Origin of the sequence: Streptomyces sp. NPDC052773 (genome assembly GCF_044547145.1) — a bacterium.
Lineage (GTDB): Bacteria > Actinomycetota > Actinomycetes > Streptomycetales > Streptomycetaceae > Streptomyces.
Window position 1 is genome coordinate 145806 of record NZ_JBITZX010000018.1, and the last position, 9243, is coordinate 155048.

Below are 9243 nucleotides of genomic sequence, written 5' to 3' on the forward strand. Positions count from 1 at the left end.
GGCGTGACGGTGAGAGGGAAGAAAAACGAACGATCCTTCTCTTTGACTGGGGAGCCCCCATGTCCGCCACCCGCAGGCCCCTCGCGGTCGCCCTCCTCGTCCCGCTCCTGGCCGCCCTGGCCCTGTGGGCCTTCGCCTGGCCCGCCGCCCGCACGGCACCGCGCGACCTGCCGCTCGGCGTCGCCGGCCCGGCCGCCGCGGTCGCCCAGACCGAGCAGCGGCTGTCCCGGCACGAGGGCGCCTTCGAGATCCACCGCTACGCCGACGAGGCCGCCGCCCGCGACGCCATCGAGGACCGCACGGTCTACGGCGCGATCGTCGTCACCGAGCAGGGTCCCCGGCTCCTCACCGCCTCGGCCGCGAGCCCGATGGTGGCCCAGCTGCTCCAGCAGGCGGTGGCCGGCGACACCCCGGTTCCGTCGGTCGACGTGGTGGCCGCACCCGAGGACGACCCGCGCGGCGCGGCGTTCGGCGCGAGCGTGCTGCCGCTCACCCTGGCCGGGATCGCGGCCGGTTCCGCGGTGACCCTGCTGGGGCTGCGGGGCGCCCGCGCGGTCGCCGTACTCGTCGCCGCCTCCGCGCTCGTCGGCATCGCCGCGGCGGCGATCACGCACAGCTGGCTGGGGGTCCTCACCGGCGACTGGTGGGCGGAGGCCGGGGCGCTCGGCCTGACCTCGCTGGCAGTCGCGGGCGCGGTCGCCGGGCTCGCCGCCCTCATGGGCCCCGCCGGGATCGCGCTGGGCGCCGCCGTGGTGATGCTGCTCGGCAACCCGTTCTCCGGCGCCTCCTCCGCGCCGCAACTGCTGCCCGAGCCCGCCGGAGCGATCGGCCAGTGGCTGCCGCCGGGTGCCGGAGCGTCCCTGCTGCGCTCGGTGTCGTACTTCGACGGCGCGGCGGCGACCGGCCCCGCCCTCACCCTGACCTGGTGGGCGGTGCTGGGCCTGGGGGCGGTGCTGCTCGGCTCGGCACTGAGGTCGCGTACGGCGAGGACCGAGCAGACGGCGGAACGGAAGCCCGCGCTCACCGGCTGACCACCGGCCATCGGCCGGTCATGACCGACCGTGCGTCCCCGCAGTAGCGGACGGGGGCGCACGGTCTTCGTTTCCCCGCCTTCGCCGCCTTCGCTTCTCCGCGGGCCGCTACGAGGGCTCGGGCCCCCGGTGCTCCGCCGCGATGCCGAACCGCTGCCGTTCGCGGGGAGCGGACGCGACCTCGCGGACCCGGGAGACGGCGCTGATCACCTGCTCCTCCTCCGCCTCCCCCAGCTCTTCGAGTCGCTGCAGGTCAGCGGCGGAGACAAGGGCGACGAGGGGCTTGCCGTGACGCGTCACGACGACGCGCTCACCGCCGTAGACCACGCGGTTGATCAGGTCGGCGAGCTCAGCCCTGGCTTGCGTCACCGGAATCTCGTAGGCCATGGCCTCCACATTACGTCATGTACGTCCTGTACATTTTTTACAGAGACTGCTCTGCCGTGAGGAGGCGTCCGCCATGACCCGAGAGTCCGTCCCGCCGTCCGCCCGCTACGTCCTGCCCGAGTTCACCGAACGCACGGGCTTCGGCCACCGCACCCTGGATCCGTACTCCAAGCTGCTGGAGGAGCGGATCGTCTTCCTGGGCACACCGATCGACGACACCGCGGCGAACGATGTGATGGCCCAGTTCATGCATCTGGAGTACCAGGCCCCGGACCGGGACATCTCGCTGTACATCAACTCCCCCGGCGGCTCGTTCACCGCCATGTCGGCGCTCTACGACACGATCCGGTACGTGAACTGCGACGTGGAGACGATCTGCCTCGGCCAGGCAGGCTCCTCCGCCGCCGTGCTCCTGGCCGCCGGGACGCCGGGCAAGCGATACGCCCTGCCCGGCGCCCGGGTGGTGATCCGTCAGCCCGCGTTGCCGGAGCCGGTGCGGGGACAGGCCGGCGATCTCGCCATCCAGGCCGAGGAGTTGGTCCGCGTCCGGTCCCGCCTGGAGGAGATGCTGGTACGGCACACCGGGCGCAGCCGGGAGCAGGTGACCGCCGACATCGAGCGGGACACGATCCTCACCGCCCGGGAGGCGCTGGAGTACGGCCTGATCGACCGGATCATCACCGACCGCAGGGCCTCGGGCACCGCGCCCGGCGGGAGGTGAGCCGCCGATGCTGCCGCCCGAACTGCCGCCGCTGCCCGCGCTGACCCGCGCCGAGAGCGAGTTGATCGACCGTTACCTGGAGGTGGTGGACCTGCTCGGCCGGATCAACCCCGGCCGCCACGGTCACACGTACGGCGGACTGCGGGCCGCCCAGGCGCTGGTGGGCAAGGCCGCCGCCCTGCGCGACGCGCTGGCGCTGATGCACCAGCGGGGCGAGACGGAGCTGCACGCGCCGACGCTCGCGCGGGCGCTGCGCGTGCTCGACGGCGAACGCCGCACGGCGCGCGTCACCCTTCCGCCGCGCTCCGACAGTTGACGGCCCGGCACGCGTGAGCGGGGCTCGCCGCGCAGGTGGCGAGGCGTGCGCGGTCCGGCTGAAACGGACTGAACGGATTACCCACGTTCGGCGTAGCCACACCTCCTTTTTCGAGCTGGCTCAGGTTGCGCCGAGGGCGGTCCCTCGGGGCGGAATTGGGCATTCCGTCGCTGGTCCGGGGGGCAGTTGCGGTCTTGACTTCCGATCGCTCGTCAGGGTGTCCACCCGAACGGGTGAGTGGTGAGGAAGACCACAAATCCCCGGTTGCGTTGGGATTTTCGGACATGTGTGAGTCAAGATCCCTGTCTGACGACAAGACCCCGCCACCGCGGCGGGGCGATCCGGGCGGACGCCGAGTCCTGCCGCCGCCTGGATGCCCGGTCGACAGGAAGTGGATCGGCAGGAGTGGAGGACCCAAGCACGACGGGTCGCCGGTACGGACGGCTCCGCGAGGAGACGCCGGATCGAGCAGCCCTTGGGGTGAAGCCGCGGCAACGCGGCCGGGCTACTTCGCCAGCCCGAATCCGACAGGTCATCCTTCACAGGCGGCTGACGAAGGGTTGCGCATGAACGCGCTCAATCGTGTCCCGTCGCTCATGGCCCGGGCCGGCACGGCCTCGGCCCTGACCCTGGCCGCGGTCGGCGGCTCCGTGGTCGCCCCCGGCTTCGCCCCGGAGGCCGCGGCCGCCACGCCGGCAACGAAGGCCCTCCAGGTCGCCGCGTCCAAGAAGGGCTCCCCCTACAAGTGGGGCGCCACCGGACCGAAGCGGTTCGACTGCTCGGGGCTCACGCTCTACTCGTACAAGAAGGCGGGCAAGACCCTGCCGCGTACGGCCGCGGCGCAGTACAACAAGACGCGCCACATCTCCGCGAAGAGCCGCAAGGCCGGAGACCTGGTGTTCTTCCACTCGGGGTCCAACGTGTACCACGTGGGCATCTACGCCGGAAAGGGGAAGATCTGGCACGCCCCGAAGACCGGGGACGTCGTGCGGCTGCAGAAGATCTGGACGAAGAGCGTCTGGTACGGCCGGGTCAAGTGACCCCTGCGGGCCGGTGACGGCGCCCCTGACCCGCCGTCACCGCGCCCGGCAACGTCCGTGAGCGACCAGCCGGGCCCGCGCGCACCCGCGCGCGGGCCCGGCCTGCTTGTCGTGGGGCCGGCGCGCGCGTCGGTTTCGCGGCCGGGAGAGCCGGGTCAGGGTTCCTGCTGCTGTACCGCCGTCACCGGCCGGGCCGGGACCTTCCAGGGGAGTTCGATGGCGACGGTTTTGCCGCCCTCGCGGGTGGGGCGCACTCTCAGCCGGCCGCCGCACTCGGCGGTGAGACAGCGGATGATCACCATGCCGCGGCCGTTGTCCTGCTGCACCGCGTCCGGCAGCCGCTTGGGGAACCTCGGGTGGCTGTCCGTCACACCGATGCGCAAGTGTTCGTCACGGTCCACTTCCACGTCCACCGTGAAGGTGGGTGACTCCCCGAAGGTGTGCTGTACGGCGTTGGTGGCGAGTTCGGAGACGATCAGCCGGATGGTATCGGCCACCTCCGCGTCGGACGGCAGACCCCACTCGGCCAGGGTGCCGACCACATAGGCGCGAGCCGCGGAGACCGAGGCTGGATCGCTCGGCAGAGTGACGGATGCTTCCAGATGGTCTGCCATGGCGATGTCGTCCCTTTCCCACGGGACCGCGGACCGACACGAGGGCGAACGTTCGAGTACGGTCCCGGACTGGTGCTTCGTCGCCAGACTGCCACCATCGGGGCGATCCCGGTGGCGATCCACCAAGATATGCATATATCTGTCGCTCGAAGCGGTGAACTCTGCGACGACAGACCGTATTTGGGCGGCTCGGTTGGAGTAAGGAGGAGCCCATGCAGCACGGTCCTGCGGTACGCCGCCGGAAACTGGGCGCCGAACTGCGTGCGCTGCGCACGGGTGCGGGCCTGACGAGTGGTGAGGCGGCGCGGCTGGTGGGTTGGCACCAGTCCAAGGTGAGCCGGATCGAGACGGGCGCGAGCGGGGTGAAACCGGCCGATGTGCGGTTACTGCTGGATGCCTACGGGGTGAGCGATCCCCAGCTGCGGGAGTTGCTGCTGGTGCTGGCGGGGTCGGGCTGCGGGCAGGGCCGGGACCACTGGTGGCACGCCTATCGCGGGGTGCTGCCGCCCACCTACCGGGACTTCATCAGCCTGGAGTCGCAGGCCAGCGGCATGCGCACCCTGGAGACCTCGGTGGTGCCCGGGCTGCTCCAGACGCCCGAGTACGCCCGCGCGGTGACCCGGGCCGCCGTGGAGGGCCTGGACGAGGACCGGCTGGACACGCTGGTGGAGGTGCGGCTGGCCCGGCAGGACGTCCTGCGCTCCCAGCCGCCGCTGCGGCTCAGCGCGGTGCTGGACGAGGCGGTGCTGCGGCGCGAGGTCGGCGGCCCGGACGTCATGGAGGACCAGCTGCTCCGGCTGATGGAGGCGGCGCGGTTGCCGCAGGTGGGGCTCCAAGTGCTGCCGTTCGCCGCGGGGGCCCACATCGGCGTCACCGGGCCTTTCGTTATCTTCTCATTTTCGAACACTTCTGATCTGGATGTGGTTGTTCTCGACCACTTGACGAGTAGCCTCTATCTCGAACGGAAAGAAGATGTTGGGGCCTACACCGAGGCTTTCGACGCGCTTCGGAGGCACGCCCTGTCACCCGAGGAATCGTTGGAATACATCGCCGGGATAGCTGACGGCGCGTAAGGAGGCACCATGACCGTTCTGCCTCGGAACGTACCTTCCACGACCCATCTATCCGATGTCCACTGGCTGCGCAGCAGCTACAGCACGGGAGCGAACAACTGCGTGGAGACGGCCAGGCCCCGCTCGGGCGCCTGGGCCGGACTGCTCGCCGTACGCGACTCCAAGGACCCGGCCGGGCCCGCGCTGGTCTTCTCACCCGAGACCTGGGCGCACTTCACGGCCGCCGTCTGACCCACCGTCCACCGGGAGCGACGCACGGCCGTGGACGCCGACTCATGGCCGCGTTTCGCCGATCACACGTACAGCGCGTTCGATCTGGTCCCCGGAGAGGTCCGCGCGGGCGGTCAGCCGCAGCCGGGAGATGCCGTCGGGCACGGAAGGAGGTCGGAAGCAGCCCACGGCGAGTCCGGCGGTCCGGCAGTCGGCCGCCCAGCGCACGGCGCTCTCCGGGGACGGAGCGCGCACCGACACCACAGCGGCGTCCGGCCGTACCGCCTCGTGGCCCGCGGCCGTCAGCCGGGCGTGGAGTTCGCCCGCCACCGCGCGCGCCCGCTCCGCCCGCTCCGGCTCGCGGCGCAGCAGCCGCAGGGCCGCCAGGGCCGCGCCCGCCGCCGCCGGGGCGAGCCCCGTGTCGAAGATGAACGTCCGGGCCGCGTTGACCAGGTGGTCGATCACCCGGGCCGGGCCGAGCACCGCGCCGCCCTGACTGCCCAGCGACTTGGAGAGGGTGAGCGTGACGACGACGTCGTCCGCGCCCGCCAGGCCCGCCGCGTACGCGGCACCCCGGCCGCCCGCCCCGAGCACCCCGAGGCCGTGCGCGTCGTCCACCACCAGCCCGGCCCCGTGCTCCCGGCAGGCCGCCGCCAGCTCCGCCAGCGGGGCCGCGTCGCCGTCCACCGAGAAGACCGTGTCGGACACCGCGACGGCCGGCCCGTCGTGGGTCCCGATCGCCTTGCGGACGGCGTCCGGGTCGGCGTGCGCCACCACCTGAGTGGTGCCGCGGGCCAGCCGGCAGCCGTCGATGAGGGAGGCGTGGTTGCCCGCGTCGGAGACGATGAGCGAGCCGTGCGGGGCCAGCGCGGTGACCGCGGCGAGGTTGGCCGCGTAGCCGGAGGAGAAGACCAGGGCGGCCTCGAAGCCGCAGAAGTCGGCCAGCTCGCGTTCGAGTTCCCCGTGGAGTTCGGTGGTGCCGGTGACCAGCCGCGAGCCGGTCGAGCCGCCGCCCCAGACGCGCGCCGCGCGGGCCGCGCCCTCGGTGACCTCGGGGTGGCGGGCCAGGCCCAGGTAGTCGTTGCTCGCGAGGTCCAGCAGGGGCGAGTCGGCGGGCCGGGGCCGCAGGGTGCGGACGAGTCCCGCGCCGCGGCGCAGTTCCGCCTGCTCGTCGATCCAGCCGAACGCCATGGGTCCTCCGGGGATTTTGTAGGCAGTGCACAGACACTAGCGGCCCGTCCCGCGGGCCAGGATGTGGCAATCCACACACCACGAAGTGACGCTGTTGTGCGAACTCTCCTTGGCCCGGAGCACCTCCGTAGGACAGGATCGGCTCTCATGGACCTGCTGAACACGCTGGTGGACAAGGGGCTTCGGCGCGAGCTGCCGACCCGCGAGGAGGCGCTGGCCGTCCTCGCGACGACCGACGACGAACTGCTCGATGTGGTGGCCGCGGCCGGAAAGGTACGCCGCCACTGGTTCGGCCGACGGGTGAAACTCAACTATCTCGTCAACCTGAAGTCCGGCCTGTGTCCGGAAGACTGCTCCTACTGCTCCCAGCGGCTCGGCTCCAAGGCCGACATCCTGAAGTACACCTGGCTCAAGCCCGACGAGGCCTCCAAGGCCGCCGCCGCGGGCCTGGCCGGGGGTGCCAAGCGGGTCTGCCTGGTGGCCAGCGGGCGCGGTCCGACGGACCGGGACGTGGACCGGGTCTCCGAGACCATCAAGGCGATCAAGGAGCAGAACGAGGGCGTCGAGGTGTGCGCCTGCCTGGGTCTGCTCTCCGACGGCCAGGCGGAGCGGCTGCGCGAGGCGGGCGCCGACGCCTACAACCACAACCTGAACACGTCCGAGGGGACGTACGGGGAGATCACGACCACGCACACCTACGCCGACCGGGTCGACACCGTGCAGAAGGCGCACGCGGCGGGCCTGTCGGCGTGCTCCGGCCTGATCGCGGGCATGGGCGAGAGCGACGAGGACCTGGTCGACGTCGTCTACTCGCTGCGCGAGCTGGACCCGGACTCCGTCCCGGTGAACTTCCTGATCCCGTTCGAGGGCACCCCGCTGGCGAAGGAGTGGAACCTCACCCCGCAGCGCTGCCTGCGGATCCTGGCGATGGTGCGGTTCGTCTGCCCCGACGTGGAGGTGCGGATCGCGGGCGGCCGTGAGGTGCATCTGCGCTCCATGCAGCCGCTGGCGCTGCACCTGGCGAACTCCATCTTCCTCGGCGACTACCTCACCAGTGAGGGCCAGGCCGGCAAGGCCGACCTGGAGATGATCGCGGACGCCGGGTTCGAGGTGGAGGGCGCCGACCAGGTGACCCTGCCGGAGCACCGCGCGCAGGCCGGCGGCGGCTGCGGCTCGCACGCGAGCGCGGGCGGCGGGTGCGGGTCCCACGAGGACGCGGGCGCCGGGTGCGGGTCCCACGAGGACGCGGGCGCCGGGTGCGGGTCCCACGAGGGCGGCGGCGTGTGCGGTACGGCCGCCGCGGTGCCGGCGGCGACCGAGCCGCGCACCGACCTGGTCGCCGTACGCCGCCGGGGCGCCGGGACGGATCTCGCGCCCAATGCCTGAGCTGAGCGTGCCGGAGCTGCTCGAACTCGACCGGCGGCACGTCTGGCATCCGTACGGCCCGATGCCGAACCAGCAGGTCCCGCTCGTCGTGGAGTCGGCGAGCGGGGTGCGGCTGAAGCTCGCGGGCGGCTCGGAGGAGCTGGTCGACGGCATGTCGTCCTGGTGGTCGGCCATCCACGGCTACAACCACCCGGTGCTGAACGAGGCGGCGCGCGAGCAGCTGGGGCGGATGAGCCACGTCATGTTCGGCGGGCTCACCCACGAGCCCGCCGTCCGGCTGGCGAAGCTCCTTGTCGACTTGTCGCCCGAGGGGCTGGAGCATGTGTTCCTCGCCGACTCCGGTTCGGTGTCGGTCGAGGTCGCGGTCAAGATGTGCCTCCAGTACTGGCGTTCGCTGGGCCGCCCCGAGAAGCACCGGATGATGACCTGGCGGGGCGGCTACCACGGGGACACCTGGCAGCCGATGGCGGTCTGCGACCCCCAGGGCGGGATGCACCAGCTGTGGACCGGCGTCCTGCCGCGCCAGCTCTTCGCGGACCCGCCGCCCGCCGAGTACGAGGAGGCGTACGCCGACCACCTGCGCACCCTGATCGCCGAGCACGCCCACGAGCTGGCCGCGGTGATCGTCGAGCCGGTGGTGCAGGGCGCGGGCGGGATGCGGTTCCACTCCCCCGCCTATCTGCGGGTGCTGCGGGAGGCGTGCGACGCCCACGACGTGCTGCTGGTGTTCGACGAGATCGCCACCGGGTTCGGCCGTACGGGCGCGCTGTTCGCGGCGGAGCACGCGGCGGTGTCGCCGGACGTGATGTGCGTGGGCAAGTCGCTCACCGGCGGCTATCTGACGCTGGCGGCGACGCTGTGCAACCCCCGGGTGGCGGACGGGATCTCGCAGGGCGAGGTGCCGGTCCTCGCCCACGGCCCGACCTTCATGGGCAACCCGCTGGCCGCCGCGGTGGCCTGCGCCTCGATCGAGCTGCTGCTCGGTCAGGACTGGCTCGCCGACGTCAAGCGGATCGAGGCGGGCCTGCGGGACGGGCTGGCCCCGGCCGCCGGGCTGCCCGGGGTACGGGACGTACGGGTCCTCGGCGCCATCGGGGTCGTCCAGCTCGACCATCCGGTCGACATGGCGGCGGCCACGGCGGCGGCCGTGCGCGAGGGCGTGTGGCTGCGGCCGTTCCGCGATCTGATCTACACGATGCCGCCCTACATCACGGGCGACGCCGACGTGGCACGCATCGCGCGCGCGGTGTGCGCCGCGGCACGGGAGGGATGAC

Annotated in this window: 11 protein-coding genes and 1 riboswitch; of the genes, 8 read left to right on the forward strand and 3 right to left on the reverse strand. The window is 72.1% G+C overall.

The window, feature by feature from the left end:
• The first annotated feature begins 59 nt into the window (after positions 1-59).
• Positions 60-1031, forward strand: coding sequence for an ABC transporter permease (locus ACIG0D_RS31045; RefSeq protein ID WP_399807495.1), 972 nt, complete (start codon positions 60-62; stop codon positions 1029-1031).
• 108 nt (positions 1032-1139) lie between these two features.
• Here the strand turns inward: ACIG0D_RS31045 and ACIG0D_RS31050 are convergent, their stop codons facing one another.
• Entirely contained in the window at positions 1140-1418 is a 279-nt protein-coding gene (locus tag ACIG0D_RS31050) for a type II toxin-antitoxin system Phd/YefM family antitoxin (RefSeq protein WP_399807497.1), read from the reverse strand.
• Positions 1419-1491: 73 nt separating this feature from the next.
• Between ACIG0D_RS31050 and ACIG0D_RS31055 the strand changes: the two genes are divergently transcribed.
• The 3 genes from ACIG0D_RS31055 to ACIG0D_RS31065 all read left to right on the forward strand — a co-directional run bounded on the left by ACIG0D_RS31055 (position 1492) and on the right by ACIG0D_RS31065 (position 3495).
• Complete coding sequence (locus ACIG0D_RS31055; protein WP_399807500.1) at positions 1492-2139, forward strand: ATP-dependent Clp protease proteolytic subunit; 648 nt, start codon at positions 1492-1494, stop codon at positions 2137-2139.
• A gap of 7 nt (positions 2140-2146) precedes the next feature.
• Positions 2147-2455 carry a hypothetical protein gene (locus ACIG0D_RS31060; protein WP_399807503.1) on the forward strand — a complete coding sequence of 103 codons (309 nt, stop codon included), beginning with the start codon at positions 2147-2149 and terminating at the stop codon, positions 2453-2455.
• Positions 2456-2811: 356 nt separating this feature from the next.
• Positions 2812-3018, forward strand: a riboswitch (cyclic di-AMP (ydaO/yuaA leader).
• 3 nt (positions 3019-3021) lie between these two features.
• On the forward strand, positions 3022-3495 hold the full coding sequence (locus ACIG0D_RS31065; RefSeq protein ID WP_399807506.1) for a C40 family peptidase: 474 nt from the start codon (positions 3022-3024) through the stop codon (positions 3493-3495).
• Between the two features lie 155 nt (positions 3496-3650).
• Here the strand turns inward: ACIG0D_RS31065 and ACIG0D_RS31070 are convergent, their stop codons facing one another.
• Positions 3651-4109: an ATP-binding protein gene (locus ACIG0D_RS31070; protein ID WP_399807509.1), complete on the reverse strand. Its 459-nt coding sequence runs from the start codon at positions 4107-4109 to the stop codon at positions 3651-3653.
• A 212-nt stretch (positions 4110-4321) separates the two neighbouring features.
• Between ACIG0D_RS31070 and ACIG0D_RS31075 the strand changes: the two genes are divergently transcribed.
• Positions 4322-5182 (forward strand): helix-turn-helix domain-containing protein, encoded by an 861-nt coding sequence (locus tag ACIG0D_RS31075; protein ID WP_399807512.1) that lies wholly within the window; start codon positions 4322-4324, stop codon positions 5180-5182.
• 9 nt (positions 5183-5191) lie between these two features.
• Positions 5192-5413, forward strand: coding sequence for a DUF397 domain-containing protein (locus ACIG0D_RS31080; RefSeq protein ID WP_365766851.1), 222 nt, complete (start codon positions 5192-5194; stop codon positions 5411-5413).
• A gap of 42 nt (positions 5414-5455) precedes the next feature.
• On the opposite strand, the gene ACIG0D_RS31085 is transcribed toward ACIG0D_RS31080, so the two are convergent.
• A complete protein-coding gene (locus ACIG0D_RS31085) occupies positions 5456-6583 on the reverse strand; it encodes an 8-amino-7-oxononanoate synthase (protein WP_399807516.1) in 1128 nt (375 codons plus the stop codon).
• Positions 6584-6730: 147 nt separating this feature from the next.
• Between ACIG0D_RS31085 and bioB the strand changes: the two genes are divergently transcribed.
• Both bioB and ACIG0D_RS31095 read left to right on the forward strand, forming a co-directional pair.
• The gene (bioB, locus tag ACIG0D_RS31090) at positions 6731-7969 is read left to right on the forward strand and encodes a biotin synthase BioB (RefSeq protein WP_399807518.1); all 1239 of its coding nucleotides are present in this window, start codon (positions 6731-6733) and stop codon (positions 7967-7969) included.
• On the forward strand, positions 7962-9242 hold the full coding sequence (locus tag ACIG0D_RS31095) for an adenosylmethionine--8-amino-7-oxononanoate transaminase (protein ID WP_399807520.1): 1281 nt from the start codon (positions 7962-7964) through the stop codon (positions 9240-9242). The genes bioB and ACIG0D_RS31095 overlap by 8 nt, the downstream gene beginning before the upstream one ends.
• The last annotated feature ends 1 nt before the right edge of the window (position 9243 follow it).

Excerpts from the sequence above, each read along its gene's own strand:
- ACIG0D_RS31080 (WP_365766851.1), top strand. The coding sequence starts at position 5,192 with ATGACCGTTCTGCCTCGGAACGTACCTTCCACGACCCATCTATCCGAT.
- ACIG0D_RS31070 (WP_399807509.1), bottom strand. The coding sequence starts at position 4,109 with ATGGCAGACCATCTGGAAGCATCCGTCACTCTGCCGAGCGATCCAGCC.
- ACIG0D_RS31045 (WP_399807495.1), top strand. The coding sequence starts at position 60 with ATGTCCGCCACCCGCAGGCCCCTCGCGGTCGCCCTCCTCGTCCCGCTC.
- ACIG0D_RS31065 (WP_399807506.1), top strand. The coding sequence starts at position 3,022 with ATGAACGCGCTCAATCGTGTCCCGTCGCTCATGGCCCGGGCCGGCACG.
- ACIG0D_RS31075 (WP_399807512.1), top strand. The coding sequence starts at position 4,322 with ATGCAGCACGGTCCTGCGGTACGCCGCCGGAAACTGGGCGCCGAACTG.
- ACIG0D_RS31060 (WP_399807503.1), top strand. The coding sequence starts at position 2,147 with ATGCTGCCGCCCGAACTGCCGCCGCTGCCCGCGCTGACCCGCGCCGAG.
- ACIG0D_RS31050 (WP_399807497.1), bottom strand. The coding sequence starts at position 1,418 with ATGGCCTACGAGATTCCGGTGACGCAAGCCAGGGCTGAGCTCGCCGAC.
- ACIG0D_RS31095 (WP_399807520.1), top strand. The coding sequence starts at position 7,962 with ATGCCTGAGCTGAGCGTGCCGGAGCTGCTCGAACTCGACCGGCGGCAC.
- ACIG0D_RS31085 (WP_399807516.1), bottom strand. The coding sequence starts at position 6,583 with ATGGCGTTCGGCTGGATCGACGAGCAGGCGGAACTGCGCCGCGGCGCG.
- ACIG0D_RS31055 (WP_399807500.1), top strand. The coding sequence starts at position 1,492 with ATGACCCGAGAGTCCGTCCCGCCGTCCGCCCGCTACGTCCTGCCCGAG.
- bioB (WP_399807518.1), top strand. The coding sequence starts at position 6,731 with ATGGACCTGCTGAACACGCTGGTGGACAAGGGGCTTCGGCGCGAGCTG.